At 69.5% G+C, this 17,197-nt stretch carries 12 protein-coding genes and 1 pseudogene; 2 read left to right on the top strand and 11 right to left on the bottom strand.

Going from position 1 to position 17,197, the window contains the following annotated elements:
- Nucleotides 1-19: 19 nt before the first annotated feature.
- From ACTWO6_RS21675 to ACTWO6_RS21665, 3 genes are read right to left on the bottom strand one after another with little or no spacing between them, the layout of a single operon-like run.
- A complete protein-coding gene (locus ACTWO6_RS21675; protein WP_446215645.1) occupies nt 20-802 on the bottom strand; it encodes an ABC transporter permease in 783 nt (260 codons plus the stop codon).
- Nucleotides 799-2,040 carry a betaine/proline/choline family ABC transporter ATP-binding protein gene (locus ACTWO6_RS21670; protein WP_446215644.1) on the bottom strand — a complete coding sequence of 414 codons (1,242 nt, stop codon included), beginning with the start codon at nt 2,038-2,040 and terminating at the stop codon, nt 799-801. Before ACTWO6_RS21670 ends, ACTWO6_RS21675 begins: the two co-directional genes overlap by 4 nt.
- Nucleotides 2,040-2,798: an ABC transporter permease gene (locus ACTWO6_RS21665; RefSeq protein WP_446215643.1), complete on the bottom strand. Its 759-nt coding sequence runs from the start codon at nt 2,796-2,798 to the stop codon at nt 2,040-2,042. The genes ACTWO6_RS21670 and ACTWO6_RS21665 overlap by 1 nt, the downstream gene beginning before the upstream one ends.
- Nucleotides 2,799-3,370: 572 nt before the next feature.
- Here ACTWO6_RS21665 and ACTWO6_RS21660 point away from each other — a divergent pair.
- Nucleotides 3,371-3,643: a zinc-binding dehydrogenase gene (locus ACTWO6_RS21660; RefSeq protein ID WP_446215642.1), complete on the top strand. Its 273-nt coding sequence runs from the start codon at nt 3,371-3,373 to the stop codon at nt 3,641-3,643.
- Between the two features lie 172 nt (nt 3,644-3,815).
- On the opposite strand, the gene ACTWO6_RS21655 is transcribed toward ACTWO6_RS21660, so the two are convergent.
- The 3 genes from ACTWO6_RS21655 to ACTWO6_RS21645 form a co-directional block, all read right to left on the bottom strand.
- Nucleotides 3,816-4,535 carry an RNA polymerase sigma factor SigF gene (locus ACTWO6_RS21655; protein ID WP_446220727.1) on the bottom strand — a complete coding sequence of 240 codons (720 nt, stop codon included), beginning with the start codon at nt 4,533-4,535 and terminating at the stop codon, nt 3,816-3,818.
- 608 nt (nt 4,536-5,143) lie between these two features.
- Nucleotides 5,144-6,367, bottom strand: a complete 1,224-nt coding sequence (locus ACTWO6_RS21650; RefSeq protein WP_446215641.1) for a PP2C family protein-serine/threonine phosphatase — start codon at nt 6,365-6,367, stop codon at nt 5,144-5,146.
- Between the two features lie 68 nt (nt 6,368-6,435).
- Nucleotides 6,436-7,242 (bottom strand): alpha/beta fold hydrolase, encoded by an 807-nt coding sequence (locus ACTWO6_RS21645; protein WP_446215640.1) that lies wholly within the window; start codon nt 7,240-7,242, stop codon nt 6,436-6,438.
- A 498-nt stretch (nt 7,243-7,740) separates the two neighbouring features.
- On the opposite strand from ACTWO6_RS21645, the gene ACTWO6_RS21640 reads away from it, so the two are divergent.
- Nucleotides 7,741-8,433 (top strand): alpha/beta fold hydrolase, encoded by a 693-nt coding sequence (locus ACTWO6_RS21640; RefSeq protein ID WP_446215639.1) that lies wholly within the window; start codon nt 7,741-7,743, stop codon nt 8,431-8,433.
- A 60-nt stretch (nt 8,434-8,493) separates the two neighbouring features.
- Here the strand turns inward: ACTWO6_RS21640 and ACTWO6_RS21635 are convergent, their stop codons facing one another.
- From ACTWO6_RS21635 to ACTWO6_RS21615, 5 genes and pseudogenes are all read right to left on the bottom strand, one after another.
- Nucleotides 8,494-9,009: a sigma factor-like helix-turn-helix DNA-binding protein gene (locus tag ACTWO6_RS21635; protein ID WP_446215638.1), complete on the bottom strand. Its 516-nt coding sequence runs from the start codon at nt 9,007-9,009 to the stop codon at nt 8,494-8,496.
- 101 nt (nt 9,010-9,110) lie between these two features.
- Nucleotides 9,111-9,971 (bottom strand): zinc metalloprotease, encoded by an 861-nt coding sequence (locus tag ACTWO6_RS21630; RefSeq protein WP_446215637.1) that lies wholly within the window; start codon nt 9,969-9,971, stop codon nt 9,111-9,113.
- Between the two features lie 297 nt (nt 9,972-10,268).
- Complete coding sequence (locus tag ACTWO6_RS21625; RefSeq protein WP_446215636.1) at nt 10,269-10,784, bottom strand: zinc ribbon domain-containing protein; 516 nt, start codon at nt 10,782-10,784, stop codon at nt 10,269-10,271.
- Nucleotides 10,785-10,827: 43 nt separating this feature from the next.
- Nucleotides 10,828-11,085, bottom strand: a pseudogene (locus ACTWO6_RS21620) (hypothetical protein); the annotation flags it as partial.
- Nucleotides 11,086-11,261: 176 nt separating this feature from the next.
- The gene (locus tag ACTWO6_RS21615) at nt 11,262-16,763 is read right to left on the bottom strand and encodes an ATP-binding protein (protein ID WP_446215635.1); all 5,502 of its coding nucleotides are present in this window, start codon (nt 16,761-16,763) and stop codon (nt 11,262-11,264) included.
- Nucleotides 16,764-17,197 lie beyond the last annotated feature (434 nt).

Below are 17,197 nucleotides of genomic sequence, written 5' to 3'. Positions count from 1 at the left end.
GACGTGGATGATCTGTGGATCAGTCGAGCCCGGGCGGCCGGAGCAGATCGGCGATCACACCGCCGAGCCAGTCCAGCATCAGGGCGAGAGCGGCGGTGAGTACCGCACCGGTGATCAGGATGGGATCACGCTGAAGCTTGATTCCGGTCACGATCAATCCGCCGAGGCCGCCCGCGTCGATGAAGATGGCGAGCGTGGCGACCCCGACCGCGAGGACGAGCGCGGTCCGCACGCCGGCGAGAATCACCGGTACCGCCAGCGGCAGCTCGACCCGGAGCAGCACCGCGAGCGGGGACATGCCGATGCCCCGACCCGCCTCGATCAGATGTCGGTCGACCTGGTCGATCCCGGCGATCGTGTTACGCAGCACGGGCAACACCGCATAGGCCACCAGCCCGATCAGCGCGGTGCCGGTGCCGATGCCCAACCAGATGCTGAGCAGCACCAGCAGCCCGATGGCCGGCATCGCCTGGCCGATGTTGGCCAGAGCGGTGATGAACGGTGCGAGCCAGCGCAGCGCCGGCCGGGTGAGCAGGACGCCGGCGCTGACCGCGATCATCACTACCAGCAGGGTGGTGATCAAGGAGATCGAGACGTGCTGGCGGGTCACCTGGAACAGCTGCCCGGCGTTGAGCGAGCGTCGCTCGATGTCGTCCAGGGCAAGCGAGCTCACCCAGAGGTACGTGGCGAGCAGCACCGCCGCGAGCACCAGCGGCATGGTCGCGTGCCGGCGCAACAGGCCCCGCCACCGTGAGGGCGGGGCGTCCGCGAGCTGACCGGAGCCGACGGTGCCGACGCTCATGGCGTCTCCCGATCCGCCGCCGACCGGGCGCCACGGCGCTGCGCGGGCACCGCATCGGCGCTCGGCCCGTCCGCTGGCTCCGGCGCCTCCGCCACCGGCCGATCGCGGCGCCGCTCAGCCTCGCGCATCTCACTGATCGCCCGCATCAGCCGGTCGATGGTCACCGTGCCGCGGTACCGGCCGGCGTCGTCGACCACGACCGCAGCACCACTGCTGCTGCTGAGCATCGCGTCGAGCGCGTCGTGCAGTGTGGCACGAGGTTCCACCACGGTGGCCGGTCCGCCGATGCCGCGCAGGCTCTCCTGATGCGGATCCAGGTCCCGGGCGATGATCCAGTTCACCGGGCGCCGCTCGCTGTCGACGCTCAGTACGGCCCACTCGCCGGTCTCGTCCAGCCGGCGCAGCGCCGACGTCGGCGAGTCATCCAGCCCGACCAGCTCGGCCTCGTCCCAGTCGACCGCGTCGACCCGGCGCAGGTTGAGCTGTTTGAGTGAGGCGCCGGCACCGATGAACTGGGCGACGGTCTTGTCCGCGGGGTTGCTCAGCAGCCGCTCCGGGGTGTCGAACTGCCGGATGCTCGATCGGTCGCCGAGCACCGCGATGCGGCTGCCCATCTTGATCGCCTCGTCGAAGTCGTGCGTGACGAAGACGATGGTCTTCTGCAGCTTCTCCTGCAGCCGGAGGAACTCGTTCTGCAGCCGGTCCCGGGTCAACGGATCGGTGGCGCCGAACGGCTCGTCCATCAGCATCACCGGCGGATCGGCAGCCAGCGCCCGGACAACCCCGACGCGCTGTTGCTGGCCGCCGGAGAGCTGCCGTGGCAGGCGGTGCCGGTACTCGCCGGGCTCCAACCCGACGAGGTGCAGCAGCTCGTCGACCCGGGCGTCGATCCGCTTGCGGTCCCAACCGAGCATTTTCGGCACCAACCCGACATTGGTCGCCACGCTCATGTGCGGGAAGAGCCCCACCTGCTGGATGACGTAGCCGATGCGCCGACGCAGCTCGGTCGGGTTGAGCGAGGTGACGTCGGATCCGTCCACCAGGATCCGCCCAGAGGTGGGCTCGATCAACCGATTGATCATCTTCATGGTGGTGGTCTTGCCGCAGCCCGAAGGGCCGACCAGCACGACTATCTCGCCGCGCCGGATGGTCATCGAAACGTCTTCAACCGCAGGGGCCTTCTGTCCCCGGTAGAACTTGCTGACCTGTTGCAGGTCGATCATCACGTCAGCGGTCATCATTGACCTCCCTGGGTGGTGGACGGGGCCGCGACAGCCGGCGCGCCGGCGAGCGCCGCGACGGAGTCTGGCTGCCCGGCCGGGCGCGGAGCGCTCGACCTCGTGCGGGGCCACCGGGTGCCTCGACCGCTCCGGCTCAGCATCCCGAGCAGGCCCAGGCAGAGGTCCACGACGAGGGCGAGGACGACCACGCCGAGCGTGCCGATCAGGGCCTGGTTCAGCGAATTGACGCCGCCGAGGTTGGCCAGGCCCGAGAAGATCTGGTTGCCCAAGCCCGGCCCACCGACGTACGCGGCGATCGCCGCGATGCCCATCGTCATCTGGGTGGCGACCCGGATACCGGCCAGGATGACCGGCCAGGCCAGCGGTATCTCGACCGTGCACAGCGACCGTACCCGGCTCATCCCGATGCCGCGGGCGGCCTCGGTCAGCGCGGGGTCGATCTCGGTCAGTCCCACCACCGTGTTACGGATGATCGGCAACAGGGCGTAGAGGGTCAGCGCGACCAGCGCGGGGAGGTACCCCAGGCCCAGTGGAGTGATCAGCAGGCCGAGCAACGCGAACGAGGGAATGGTCAGCACAGCAGCGGCGACCGCGACGGCGATTCCCCGGGCGCGCCGGTGGCGGTAGGTGAGGACGGCGATGGAGGTGCCGATGAGCGTCGCCAGCGCTACCGCCATCAGCACGAGCGTGGCGTGCTCGATGGTCTGGGCGACCAGCAGGTCCCGGCGGCTTTCCAGGTATTCGAAGAAGGTCATCTGACAGGTCCTATCGGCGGCCGGCAGGCCTCCGGCCAGAGGTGGTCGCGACGGTGCTGGACCCGCCATGGCCGGACAATCATCACATTTCGGGCATAGACATTCGGCAATGGCCCTCCGTGTGGGACGTGGAATCGATGGGAGAAATCACCGGGGAGGTTCTGAGCGGCACGCCGACCGGCGACACGGGGTCGGACGCCCCCACCCACCTCGTCCATCTCCTCCTCGAGAGACGAACCTGCATAGATGCGATCATGCGGGGGGTGCAACGATACGTCACGGGCTGCGCGTCAGTTCGGCCGACCCGAGGCCGGGGCCTGCAATGATCTCTGCGGGAGTCCCTGACGAGCCACCCGACAGACCCCGCCCACTCGGCCGGACATACCGCGGACCGTTCTACCCGCCCCAGCTCTGTCTCGCCCGGCCCGTGGCCGCCGACCTGCGCCTGGCAACGCATCACCAGCCAGTACCCCAGGCGCTTCGCCCACTGCGCATGGGTCCGCACCGTCTGGCAGACAGGATGACAAGGGCTGGGTAACGACGTCAGCATCTCGGCCCTGCACTTTGGAGGCGTGTTCGTCCACTACGGCCGCTCCGGCGGGTCCATCCCCCCGATCAACCTGTGGGAGCAACCTGACGGGATCCACCTCGTCCGCGTCTTCGGCAACGCCGCGCACGAATCGATCGACCAGCGGCGCAGCCGCGCCCTACAAGTCATGAAATGGATCGAAGACGGCACCCTAGACATCCTCATCGACCGGACCTACCCGCTGGAGGACGCCGCCAGAGCGCATCGCGACCTCGAATCCCAAGACACAGTAGGAAAGCTTCTACTCTTGCCCTGAACACACACAGCGCAGTGGGACGAGGATCTCCATGTCAATCCCCTCGAAGTGTGGAGACTTCCGCTACGCGGCCGTGGAGCCGTTGGACTGGTTGTGCGCCGTGCTCCCGTGGCCGGGCCACCGGAAGGCATGCGGGCAGCGGTGGCGTCCGGGCTTACGGCGGGGCGGGTGGTCAGCAGGTGTCAGTGAGGTGCACCCGCAGCTTGGCCAGCGCCCGCGATAGCAGCCGGGAGACGTGCATCTGCGAGACGCCGATCTGCGCGGCAATCTCGCTCTGGGTGAGGTTGCCGTAGAAGCGCAGGGTGAGGATTTTCTGCTCGCGCTCGTCGAGGGTGGCGAGGGCCGGGCCGAGGGAAACGCGCAGCTCGGCGATCTCGAACTCGCCGTCCTCGCCGCCGAGCATGTCGCCCAGCTCGGTGGCCCGGTCGCCGTCGCCGGTCGGGGTGGACAGCGACACCGCATTGTAGGCGCGGGCACCCTCCAGGCCCTCCAGGACCTGCTCCTCGGTCAGCTTGAGGTGGGCGGCGATGTCGGCGACCGTCGGCGAGCGGCCGAGGGTCTGCAGCAGCGTGCTGTTGGCGTCGGAGATGGCCAGCCGCAGCTCCTGGAGCCGGCGTGGCACGCGGATGTCCCAGGTGCGGTCGCGGAAGTGCCGCTTGAGCTCGCCGACGATGGTCGGGATGGCGTAGCCAGCGAAGTCGACGCCGTGGGAGGGGTCGAACTTGTTGACTGCCTTGATGAGGCCGAGCGCGGCGGTCTGCACCAGGTCATCGGTCGGCTCGCCGCGGCCGCTGTAACGCCGGGCGAGGTGGTTGGCCAGCGGCAGCCATGCCTCGATGGCCCGATCCCGCATCGCGGCCCGGGACGGATGGTGGGCCGGCATCGTAGCCATGACCTGGATCAGCTCGTTGGCCGTGGACTCCGCCGGCGACGTGACCCTGCTGTGCGGGCTGACGGCTTGCTGCGTGACGGTGGTCATACGGATCCCTCCGAGTCTGTCCGGGCGATTCGAGGAGGTCGAGTCGCCCGCAGCAGCACGGTAGCCCGTATGGCCCTCAAAACCTAACCGAAAGGTTGATGCGCTTGTATCGCATGCTTTTTCTTGCCTCCGCCGCCCGGTCGTGCCAGTGGCCCGCGTTGGGGCCGCCGAGGGAAGGTTGAGGCATCGACGCCCTGTGGGGCCGGGAGTCGTGCGGGTGTGGCCGCCACGCTCGCTAACCGCCAGTGCCACTCCGATCAGCAGGTGGGTCAACGGTTGTGCCGACGGCTCCAGCACCGGCACTGGCCGGGCATGGCCAGGCCAACGGCGCAGCTGACCCGACATCCCGGACCGGGCCGGTGCCGATGGCCCGCTAACTCACCAATCCTCAGATGGAAGACGAGATCCAATCCCTCGCCGCCGAGGCCGGCCTACCGGGTCGATGAGGCAGCCCGGCGCCTGCGCTTACACCAGCCCGCCGTGACGCGGCCCGCGGCGTCCCTTCGCCGATGAGACGTCCCTCATGGACGGTTCGGTGCGGGCGCCGACTCTTTGTCAGTGGAATGACTGTGTGGGGCGCTGATGGCCATGACGGCGGTGTCGTCGGTGAGCCCGGCGCCGAAGGTACCGAGTAGGTCGATGACAGCGGCGACGGCGCCGGCGGCGTTGGTGGGTGCGAGATCGGCGGCGAATTGGGCGAGGGCTGCGGCTCCGTAACGGCCGTCGGAGGTTTCGCTGCTGGCGGTACGGGCCTCGGTGAGTCCGTCGCTGTAGAGGAGCAACGTGTCGCCGGGGTTCGCTACGACGGTGGTGTTGGTGTATTGAGTGGTCGGGAAGGCCCCCACAATGCGGCCCTTCGTGCGTTGGTAGTTGGCGGAGCCGTCGGCCTGTAGCAGCAGGGGTTCGGGGTGTCCGCCGCTGGCGATCACCGCGGTGAACCCGCCGATGGCCGGTGTGGGTGTGAGGATGCCGAAGACGACAGTGCAGTAGCGGGCGTCGGCGCGGTATTCCTGCCAGAGCACGGTGTTGAGGTTGTGCAGCACGGCGGCGGGGTCGGGGTTGTAGACGGTTGCGGCGCGCAGGGTGTAGCGGGCCAGCGCGGTGACGGCGGCAGCTTCGACGCCTTTGCCGCTGACATCGCCGAGAAAGAATCCCCAGCGGCCGTCGTCGAGGGGGAACAGGTCGTAGAAGTCGCCGCCGACTTCGTCGGTGGAGGCCATCCGGTAGTACGCGGCGGTTTCCAGCCCGGGCGGAGTTTGCAGAACGGCCGGGAGCAGGCTTCGTTGCAGTTTGCTGACGAGTTGCCGTAGTCGTTCGTCCTCGCGTTCGGCGGCCCTGCGGGCGCTGAGGAGCTCTCGTTCGTAGGCGCGGCGTTCTCTGGCGTCGAAGACGGTCGTCCGGATGAGCTGGGGTTGGCCTTCGCTGCCGGCCTTGACGATGGAGGTGACGAGGACCGGCATGCGTGAGCCGTCCTTGGTGCGAAGTTCGAGGGAGATACCGCCGATCTCGCCCTGCATGGCCAGCATGGGTGCGAAGTGAGTTTCATAGTAGATGCGACCCCCGCCGGTGAGCAGGTCACTGAAGCGGCGCCGGCCGACGAGTTCCTCGCGGGTGTAGCCGAGCCAGGCCAGCATGGTGCCGTTGATCTTCGCAATGGTGCCGTCCAGGAGGGTGGACAGGTTCCCGCAGGGCGCGTTCTCGTACAGGTCTTCGAGGTTGTCTTCCAGCAACGCGGGGAAGCCCACCTCGCTCGGCCCGGCGCTCCCGTCATCGCTTCGACCTCGGCGGTGAGGATCACGCCCGGTAGCTGCGGTCATCGGTAGGCGGCCCTGATGAACGACGTGATCGCTGCGGCCGTGGCCTCCGGCGCGCTCAACTGCGGGCAATGCCCGGTCGCGTCCAAGGTGACCAGCCGACTTCCGGCGATCTGCGCGTGCACGAACGCGCCGACTTCAGGCGGCGCGATGGCGTCCTGGGAGCATTGCAGGATCAGGGTGGGAACGCTCACCGCGGCGAGGTCGGCACGGTTGTCGGACAGGAACGTGGCCCGGGCGAACACCTGCGCCATTGCGGGGTCCGTCCGGCAGAAACTTGCCGTCAGCTCTTCCCCCAGCTCCGGCCGCTCCGGATTGCCCATGATTAGGGGAGCCATGCTCGACGACCAGCCGAGGTAGTTGCTGTCGAGCGACTCAAGCAACTCGTCGATGTCACCACGAGTGAAACCGCCTCGGTAGTCTCCGTCATCGATGTAGCACGGTGACGGGGTGACCAGGACAAGTGCGGAGAAACGGTCCGGTTCGCGGTTCGCTGCGAGAACTCCGATGCTCGAACTGACCGAGTGTCCGACGAAGATCGGCTGCTGAAGATCCAGGTCCTGGCAGATGCCCAGCACATCATCGGCGTAGCCGTCCAGGGAGGCGTACCGGTCGGCGTCCCAGGCCGCCGGATCAGCCTTGCCTGATCCGACGTGGTCGAATAGCACCACCTGGGCCCATTGTTCCAGTTCGCTGGTCACGTAGCGCCACATCTGCTGGTCGCAGCCGAAGCCGTGCGCGAGCACAACGGTGGGGCCGTCCTCGCGACCGGCCAACACCACGTTGTTGCGGTTCCGCACACGCATTCACCTATCTTCCATCACCGACACGTTGGGGCCAAGTTCCCGCTCACCTGGCAAACGTTGCGTGCGCAATAGGCTGCGAGCCGGGTGGGGACTGGCCGAACTTTGTCCTGTCGTCAACGCCGGCGGAAATTTGACCCCTCTGTTCTGCCCGGCCAGTGACCACGGCAGAAGGCGGGTCCCTGTGCCCGCGGCTGAGGCCAGCGAGCCGCGCCTGGCTGCCCCCATGATCCATCGGAGCGACGGAGGCGAGGTGCCGTTCACCGGTAGTCACGTCGCGGCCGTGGCACGCCGGGATCCAATAGGTTGACTGTGAATAGATCAACCCGAACGACCAGAGGCCCTGTGACTGAGGCCGCGTCGGTCCCGGGTAGTGATGGGGGATCGCAAACACGCGCGGAAGGCTGTAAGGCTGCCATGAGCTCTGCACGATCACCTTCAGAGCCCCTTTATTTCACCGAGCGCGGATCGGGGCCGCCCCTCCTGCTCGTGCATGGGTTGATGGTCACCGGCGAAATGTTCGAGCCGGTGACAGAGCACTTCGCGACCCGGCATCGCGTGATCGTTCCCGACCTGCGTGGCCACGGGCGGAGCCGGGACCTTCCGCCGCCGTACGCGGTCACGCAGCTTGCAGCTGACCTGTCCCAACTGCTCGACCATCTGGGCATCGACTCCACCGCCGTGCTCGGCTATTCGCAGGGCGGCGCGATCGCTCAGCAGTTGGTCCTCGACTTCCCCGAACGATGCGACCGCCTCGTGCTCGCTTGCACCTTCGCGTTCAACATGGCGACCTGTCGCGAAAAGGTGGAGGGCCACCTCCTGCCGCTGGTGCTCCAGATCCTCGGCATGCGGCTGTCGGCGAAGTTGGTCGTCTCACAGGCGACGCCGCAGCTCGGCAGGGCACGTGCCGACTGGCTCGCCGGGCTCATGGCGGACCAGGACCGCAAGTTGATGGTGTCCGCCTGGAGGGAGACGATGGCGTTCGACAGCAGGCGCCGGCTGGCGGAGATCGCATGTCCGACGCTCGTCATCGCCGCTTCGAACGATCAAGCGGTACCGATCCACCACGCGAAGATGCTCCACGACGGTGTGGCTGGTTCCCAGCTGGTCGTCATCGACGGTGCCGACCACGCGCTCATCTGGACCCACTCCGACGAGTTCGAGCATGTGACAGACGGTTTCCTCGCGACCTGATCGGGCCAGGTCCGCGGCCAGATGGGGTGCCTCATCGAGGGAGCGTATGACGCTGTGCGGCTACCGAGCGAGGGCCGCCTCGGCGTCGAGCCACGCCAGCTTGTGCGGGTTGAGGATCGCGTAGATTCGGGTGATCCGGCCGTTCTCGACGGTCAGGCTGACCGCGGCGGCGACCTCGCCGTCGATGTCGATCAGGGCGCCGGGCGCGCCGTTGAGCCACACCGGGGTGCTCGTGAGCTCCGCGGACACCTTGGTGGCTCCGAAGGCGAGGACCGCGGCGAGCTTGTCTGCGCCCTCGATCGGCTTCCGCGCGGCCGGCACCAGACCCCCGCCGTCGGAGACCAGGACGACGTCGGGCGCGAGCACAGCCATCAAGCCCTGCACGTCACCCGTGGTGAGCGCGGCGCGGAACTGCTCCACGACCTGCTGCTGCTCGGTGCGGCTCACCTCCATCCGCGGGCGCCGCGCGGCCACGTGTCGGCGCGCCCGGTGCGCGATCTGCCTGACCGCTGCGGAGGACTTGCCCACGGCCTCGGCGATCTCGTCGTGCGGCACGTCGAACACCTCGCGCAGCACGAAGACCGCGCGGCGGTAGCGCTTCGGTCTGCGTATACGAAAGGGTTGACGAGCCGCTGGCCGCGGCCCGTCAACCCCGACACGTGCCCACCAAGGCTTGGCTACTTGACGCCACCGGCCCGGAATGCAATCCAGGCGTCGCTCATCCGGTCCGCCTGTCCTGCGGTGAACATGTTCATGCAGGAGTCCTGCGTGTAGTCCATGAAGTTGTGGATCGGGTCCAGCCCGGGTGCCGTGCAGGTGTCCGCGCCCACCGGGCAGTTGAACTGCGGCGCCGCCTCCCGCGGAGTGTCCGCGACGTAGTCGCCGGAAGCGGAGCACCCGTGCGCGAAGGTGTGCTCCAGCATCAGCCAGTGCCCGACTTCGTGCGTCAGCGTGTCACCCAGGGCGTACTTGCCCGCCGTTCCGCCCGGCATCGACTCATCGAGCATCACCACGCCGTCGATGTAGTCCCGGCCGTTGTTGTAACCCTTCGGGAAGTACGCCCAGCCGAGGAGCCCGCCGCCGATGTTGGCCGCGTACACGTTCAGGGTGCGGGAGTCGCCGGTGTACAACGCCTGCTTCATGTCCCGCTCGTTCTTGCCCGGCACGACCGTGTACCAGTCGCTGTTCACCGTCCACGTCGTGTCGACGAGAGAGAAGCGGAACGGCGTGTCGGAGGCGTTCGCCGCCGTGCGGCCCGCGAACGAATCGTTGAGCACCGTCATCTGCGCCGCGATCAGGGTGTTCCACCTGTTCGTCTCGGCCGCGCCGAGGGGGTGGTCGGAGATCATGTGGAAGATCGTGGGCACGGTGGTGCTGCCGTTGGGCAGGCGCGGCGAATCCTTGATCACGCCGTAGGCGTTTGCCTCATTCTTGGAATACAGCTCCGGCTCCTGTGCGGTGGCGCCCTCGCTCACCCGCGCCGCGCTGTGCCCCTCGGCACCCGGCTCACAGGCCGCAACACCCGCGGAGGCGGTCACGGACGCTGCCGTACCCACCGCCGCGGAGGCTCCACCGGCCGCCAGGAATGTTGCAGCGGTAGCGGTCAGGGCTGCCAGTTGGAACGTCGATCTCCTGCGCATCGTTGCACCTTTCACATATGGGGGATGGATGGGTCACAGAGCGGAATGGACGAGGGTCGCCGCGACAAGGTCACCGACATCGTCGTCCCGTTATAAGAACACGCCATTGGCGTTGACAACAGGCCTCAAGATCGGGACCGCATCGCCAGATCCCGACCTCGCCGGAGCGCGCCCACCCCGCTAGTGCGGTGTCCACTAACGTTCACCGGGTTTCCGGTGGGTGTTGTGGATCCTCGCCTTGAGGGGCGAGCGACTCCCCACCGGTTGGTGGGGCGGGCCTCCGCGGGCCAACTGATCCTCGCGCCGCCCTGGTGGGCGGCGGGGGTCACGTCGGGACCGGCCGGCACCGGGGAGATGCCGGCCGGCTCGACGGTGCGTGACCACCTCCGGCAGCACAATCGCTGTCGGGGTGGTGGATCCGCCGCCCGGGACACGGGTGGCGATGCTGGCCGCCGCGACCAGGTCACGGTGCCCGGAGAATGCGCAGTGCGGGCAGGACAGGGTCCGCCCACGAGGTTTCGGTACACGTTTGCGGCAGGCGGGGCAGGTCGACGAGGTGCCGCGTTCGTCGACCAGCCGGACGGTGATCCCGGCCAGCGTGGCTTTGTCGGTGAGGACCTGCAGGAGCCGGCCGATCTGCCACTGCCGCAACCGCAGGTTGTGTCGCCGCCCGGCGGGGATGTCGAGCACCCCGCCGGGGATCCCCGACATGCAACACACCGACCCGCTGCTTTACCGCCCAGGAAACAACCGTGCGGGCGGCCTCATGCTGGGCCTGACACACCCGCCGCCGGTGCTGGCCCTCCACCCGACGGGCCCGACGCCGGTACTGCCGCCACCGCCGCGACCCCTTCTGGCCCGGCTTCGGCGCCCGCCGTGCCACGGCACGGCGGCGGGCCTTGGTGTCGGCCAGGTGCACGCGGTGCTCGGCGCGGATCGCCCGCCCCGACACCAGCAGTGCCTCCCCGTCGGGGCCGGCCACGGCGTAGGGGTGGATGATCCCGAGATCCACCCCGGCCACCCTGCCGGGGTCCGGTCCCTCACCCGGCGGGTAGACCACCACCGGCACCTCGGCGGTCACGTCGAGGAACAGGCGGCCACCTTCACACAGCAAAGCCTTGGCGGTGTCGGGGGTGCAGACCGCCCCGGCATCCTCCGCACCGACGCGCCTACGCGCCGACAAGCAGCTCAGGTCCTCCGCACCTCGCTTAGCCGAGGGCGGGGCAAACGTAGCCGGGACTCGATGGCCCCGATGATGCGCGGACGCAGTTCCGCGGCGCGGATGACGGCGTCCACGGAGCCGACCTCGACGGCGCGCTGGATGTTGTGAACCCGGTCGAACTCCGTGGCCACCTCGCCGAGCCTCTCCGCGCGGACCGACGAGCGGAGCTCGTCGAGTTCCGCGGTCAACGCGGCACGGTCGGCGCCGGAGGCGGCCGCAGCGCGGGCCTCCAGGTCCCGCACGCGGGGGTCGGCCGCAGTGCGGGCGTCGACGTCGCTGGAGAACACCACCGCGGCGGCGGGAGCACCGCCGAGCACCGAGGCGAACGAGCCTTCCAGCGCCAGCACGGTCATGTTGGGGTTCAGCGCCTTCGAGAACACCACGAACGCGCCGCCGTGGTATCGCGAGATCACGCAGAACACGATGGGCCCGCGGAAGTTCACGATCGCCCGGCCGATCTCGGCGCCGTACTCCAGTTGCAGCTTGCGCATCGACTCGGGTGAGCCGTCGAAGCCCGACAGGTTCGCCAGCACCACCAGCGGTCGGTTGCCGCTGGCCGCGTTGATCGCCCGCGCGGCCTTCTTCGACGACCGCGGGAACAGCGTGCCCGCGGTGTAAGTGTCCGGGCCGTCGGTGGGCGGGAACCCACGCCGGGGCACCGCCCGTGACTCGATGCCGAGCAGGCACACCGGGATGCCGCCGAGATGTACGTCCTGCACCACCGCGGTCTCCGCGTCGGCCATGCCCGCCCAGCGTTCCAGCACCGGGTGGTCCTGGTCGGACAGCGCCCGCATCACGGTCCGGATGTCGAACGGCTTCTTGCGGTCCGGGTTGGCCTCGGCGGAGAAGATCTCGCCGACGGTGGTGAAGTCGCTGCCGGCCACGGCATGCGGGAAGTCGGAGATGTCGCGGTCGGTGGCGTCGGTGGTGGTCGCCCGCCGCGGCACGTCCTCGCCGGGCGCGACGTACGTGTGGTCGTAGTGCGACATCAGCACGTCTCGCGCGGCGGGAAGGTTCGGCGCCCAGTACTGCGCCTGCCCGTTCGGGCCCATCACCCGGTCGTAGCCGCCGATGCCGAAGTTGTCTTCGGCGGACACGCCACCGGAGAAGTCGAGCGACTGCTTGCCGGTGAGCACCATCGCCGAGTCCGGCGTCATCACCAGGACGCCCTTGGTGTGCATGAGCATCGTCGCCTCGGCATTCCAGTACGGCTGCGCGCCGACGTTGATGCCCGCGACCACGATGTTGATCTCACCGCCGTCCTGGGTGAACTCGACGATCCGCTTGAGTGCCGCGGCCACCCAGTCCATGTTCTCCGTGCCCGACGTCATGGAGATCCGGGCGCCGGCGGACAGCGCGTACCACTCCAGCGGCACCCGCATCCGCCCGGCCAGGTCCAGCGCGGCGATCACGCGGCGGCACTCCGGCTCGGACAGGGCGCCGAGCGACTTCGTGGGGTCGCCGAGCAGCACGACCCGGGTGACGCCCTGCGGGTGCCGCGGGGTCGGCGTGGTGACCACGCCGGCGACGATCGCGGCGGTGTTGCGCCCCTTGGGCCGGTCGACCGGCACCAGCGCGTGGTCGTCGTCGAGGTCGTGCTCGACGAAGTGGCCGAGCAGGCCGGTCAGCTCGTACGGGTACACCGTGTTGCGGCTGCTCGCGCGCAGCACCTTCTGCCGGTAGTCGTCGAGCGGCTCGACCGGCTCGACCGGTGGCTCGCCGACGGTCAGCTCGGCGCCACCGGTGGCGCCGAAGGCGATTCGTACGGCGATCTTGGCCAGTTCGCCGGTGGTCCGGTCGCGCTGTCGCGCGATGAACAGGATCTCCTCCAGCCCGGCGCCCGCGGTCGTCGGGCGCACGCGCCCGGCGATCATCTCCATCTCCTCGCGGGTGAGTTCGCTCGGCGGCCAGACGTAGATCACGATCCGGTTGGTGTTGAAGCGTTTCCGCGACCCTCGCCGGGACTGCGCGCGGCGGATCGAGTCGAGGCAGGCGGCGACGGTGTCCTCGGTCGTCGGCAGCGCGACCAGCCGGCCGTCGTGCTCGCGCAGCTCGGTCAGGTCGCGCACCTGCGCGAAGGCGACGAGACGCTCGTCGGACGGGTTCTCCCGTGCCACGCACTGGAAGAGGTAGACCTCCTCGTCCGACGACGGGAGCCGGGTGAGGTCGAACTTGTGCAGCCGCTTCAACTGCATCCGCTGTGCGATGTACGGGTGCAGGCCGCGGATCAGCCGCTCCTCGGCCATCCCCGTGCTCGACGGGCGGAACGTGAAGTGGTGGTGCATCACCGCTCCGCCGCGGCCCGCGACGGTGGTCGTGACTCTGCGGACCTGGTGCGGCAGCGGGTGCGCGTTGATGACCTCGAGCAGCGCGGCCACCGTCGCGTCGAAGTCCTCCGGCTGGTTCTCCCAGGCGAGGTAGATGTCGGCGTCGATGGCGTCCTCGCCGCTTGCCAGCTCGGCGAGCCCGCGCAGGGCGCTGCCCAGCGCGTCGAAGCTCACCGCGGCGGAAACCACGCTCGAGTCGGCGCGCTCCGTGACCACGAAGGTGCAGCCCGCGACCTCGCGGCTGCGGACGCTGGTGAGCGCCTTGTTGCCGTAGTACCGCCGGGTCAGCACTTCCAGCATGACCGCGTTGTCGAGGTGGTCGTGGACGAGCCGCTGGCCGAGCAGCCGAACCAACGGCTCGGTGCTGCGTACCATCTCCGTGATGCGCTCGGCGCGGTCCGGCGCCTCTGGGTGCGCGTCCAGGTGGCGCAGGTGCTTGCGGACCTCGGCGTAGACGCGGGCGCGGTTGCGGCGCAGCAGCGGCTGGGCGAACCAGGCGAACACCACGCCGCGGGCGAGGTCGGCGACCACGGGGAAGCGGACCTGCGTCGCGGCCACCAGCCGCTCCAGCGCGAGGCCGGCGGGCTCGCGCAGCGTCTCGTCCGGCGGCGACTCCCGCAGCCACGCGCGCAGCAGCGTCGCGACGACCGTGGCGTCGGCGGACGCGCGTTGCTGGGCGAGGAAGATCCGGAACACGGCGGCTTCGAGCTCGGGGGAGCGCTCCAGGTCGGTGACACCGTAGTGCCCGAGCGCCTTGGCGAGCTTGGCCTGGAACGAACTCGGCAGTCCGGCCCGCTCGACGTCGAGGCTCTGCAGGTAGGTGTGGAAGTACTCGCGGGCGCTGTGCAGGTGGACGTCGTCGCCGCCGTCCTCGCCCGTGGGCCGGTTGCGGCTCAGCTCGGCGAGGTCGGCGAACACGTTGACGAGGTCGAGTTCCTCGGCGAGCGGCCGGTGGCCGTCCTCGGTGGCGGCCCGACGCGCGGCGAGGTAGTCGTCGAGCACCCGACGGTCGTCGTGCGGGTCGACGTCGAAGCCGAGCAGCAGCCCGCGCAGGTCCTCCTGGCCGCGCGTGGCGCGCTTTCGCGCGGGGATCTCCTCGGGCGCGGCGGGCAGGTCCAGCTCGACGGACGCGGCGGCCGGGCCGTCCGCGCCCTCGTCGGCCTCGTCGGCCAGCGGCTCCAGCCGCAGCAACGGTGCGCCGGCCTCCACCTGGCTGCCCACGGAGACGGCGCATTCCTTCAGCCGCGCCTTGAACGGCGCCCGCAGCACCGTCTCCATCTTCATGGCCTCCAGCACCAGCACCGGCGCGCCCGCCTCGACCTCGGCGCCTACCTCCAGCGGCGTGGCGACGACCAGCGCGGGCATGGGTGAGCGGACGACACCGCCCTCGTCGCGGCTGACCCGGTGCGTCACGCCGTCCACCTCGACCAGGTGGATCGGCCCGTGCGTCCCGGTGAGCAGGCGGTATCGGACGCCGTTGACGACGATCTGCCCGGTGTGCCGGTCGAAGCGGTCAAGCTCGACGTCCGCGGTGCGGACGGCACCGCCCGCTTCGATGCCGACGCGGAACCGGTGCGCGCCGACCCGCGCCACGCGCACGCGGTAGCTGACGCCACGCAGCTTGAGGTCCAGCGCTCGGCCACTCTTGTGCTGCACCTGCGGGCGACCGCCGAACGCCGTCGACAGCAGCCGCTGCCGCTCGACGCGTTCCTCCTCCTCGTACGCCTCGATGACGGCGGCCGCCAGCGCGACGGCGGAGTGCCGGTGCGCGACGAGCCTGCCCGCGCCGCGGACGCGGTCGATCCAGCCGGTGTCCGCGCTCGCGTCGATCACCTCGGGCTGGTCGAGCAGGTCGAGCACGAAACTCTTGTTCGTGGCGCCACCCTCGACGATCACCGTGGTGTTCGCCATCGCCCGGCGCAACCTGCCGAGCGCCTCGTCGCGGTCGCGACCGTAGGCGATGATCTTCGCGATCATCGAGTCGAAGTCGGCGGGGATGGTGTCACCCTCGCTGACGCCGGTGTCCACCCGGATGCCCGGTCCGGCGGGCAGGTCCAGCCGCGCGATACGGCCCGGGGAGGGCGCGAAGTCGCGGTCGGGGTCCTCGGCGTTCAGCCGGGCCTCGATGGCGTGCCCGCGCTCCACCGGCGGCTCGCCTTCGAGCCGCCCGCCCGCGGCGACGTGCAGCTGCGCCTTGACCAGGTCGAACCCGGTCGTGGACTCGGTGATCGGGTGCTCGACCTGCAGGCGGGTGTTGACCTCGAGGAACGCGAACAGCCGGTCGCCAGGGTGGTAGAGGAACTCGACGGTCGCCGCACCCCGGTAACCGACCGCCACGGCAAGCCGCTCGGCCGACGTCTTGAGCTCGGCGGCCTGCACCGGGCTGAGGACCGGCGACGCCGACTCCTCGATGACCTTCTGGTTGCGCCGCTGCACCGAACAGTCGCGGACACCGAGCGCCCACGCGGTGCCCTGTCCGTCGGCGATCACCTGGACCTCGACGTGCCGGGCACCGGTGACGAGGCGCTCCAGGAACACGACGCCGCTGCCGAACGCCCGCGCCGCCTCCTGGCTGGTGCGCTCGTACGCGTCGGCGAGCTCGGCCTCGTTCGTGATCACGCGGATACCGCGCCCGCCGCCACCCGCAGTCGCCTTCAGCATCAGCGGATAGCCGATCTCGGCCGCCGCCGCCAGGGCGGCGTCCAGGGTCTCGACCGCGCCACGGCTCCACGGCGCGACCGGCACACTGACCTCCTCGGCGATCAGCTTCGCGCCGATCTTGTCACCGAGCTTGCGCATGGCCTCCGCGCTCGGCCCGACGAAGGTGACCCCGACCTTCTCGCACAGCTCCGCGAACGCCGGGTCCTCTGCGACGAAGCCCCAGCCGACCCACGCGGCGTCGGCCCCGGTCTCCACCAACGCGCGCTCCAGGGCCTTCAGGTCCAGGTACGGGCGCGCGGACGCGGGACCGAGATCGTAGGCGATGTCCGCCTCACGCACGAACGTGGCGGTGCGGTCGACGTCGGTGTACAGGGCGACGGTCTCGATCCGGGTCCCGGTCTCCGCGGCCAGCTCTTGGACCGCGTGGATGAGCCGCATCGCGGCCTCACCACGGTTGACGATGGCGACACGGCTGAACACCCGACCGACCCCTCCGGTAGACCCACGATGTACGCGCCGCGAGACCCCGGCCTCCGGCAGTGATCACCTTTCCGCCTGCCCGCTGGCAGCACCATGTCGTAACCACCGAACCCTAGGCGGCACCTTTGTAGGAACCGAACAAAAATTTTTGGCCGCCCACGCCTCTGGTTAGGGCGGGTGCGAACGGCAGTGGCCCGTTTGGCTGCGGTCGATGTTGCTCGCCGTGCTCTTGAGCATCGCGGCGGTGATCTTCGCCGTCGCATCACCCGGCTGAGCTGGCAGACCGAACACGAACGGGTAAAGCCGTCGACTGGGCCTCCTCGTCGATGCGGCACCGGCGCCCGCGCGATCCCATCACCAGCGCCTTGACCGCGGCTTCTGGCTGGGTGACCTCTTGGGCGGCCTCGAAGAGGCCCGCCTGTCAGACGGTGCTG

Source organism: Micromonospora sp. IBHARD004, from assembly GCF_052814115.1.
The sequence above is the reverse complement of the archived record's forward strand: the minus strand, read 5'-3'. Positions and strand labels throughout refer to the sequence as shown.

Excerpts from the sequence above, each read along its gene's own strand:
- ACTWO6_RS21655 (WP_446220727.1), bottom strand. The coding sequence starts at position 4,535 with ATGGCTACGATGCCGGCCCACCATCCGTCCCGGGCCGCGATGCGGGAT.
- ACTWO6_RS21665 (WP_446215643.1), bottom strand. The coding sequence starts at position 2,798 with ATGACCTTCTTCGAATACCTGGAAAGCCGCCGGGACCTGCTGGTCGCC.
- ACTWO6_RS21670 (WP_446215644.1), bottom strand. The coding sequence starts at position 2,040 with ATGACCGCTGACGTGATGATCGACCTGCAACAGGTCAGCAAGTTCTAC.
- ACTWO6_RS21640 (WP_446215639.1), top strand. The coding sequence starts at position 7,741 with ATGGTCACCGGCGAAATGTTCGAGCCGGTGACAGAGCACTTCGCGACC.
- ACTWO6_RS21645 (WP_446215640.1), bottom strand. The coding sequence starts at position 7,242 with ATGCGTGTGCGGAACCGCAACAACGTGGTGTTGGCCGGTCGCGAGGAC.
- ACTWO6_RS21675 (WP_446215645.1), bottom strand. The coding sequence starts at position 802 with ATGAGCGTCGGCACCGTCGGCTCCGGTCAGCTCGCGGACGCCCCGCCC.
- ACTWO6_RS21625 (WP_446215636.1), bottom strand. The coding sequence starts at position 10,784 with ATGTCGGGGATCCCCGGCGGGGTGCTCGACATCCCCGCCGGGCGGCGA.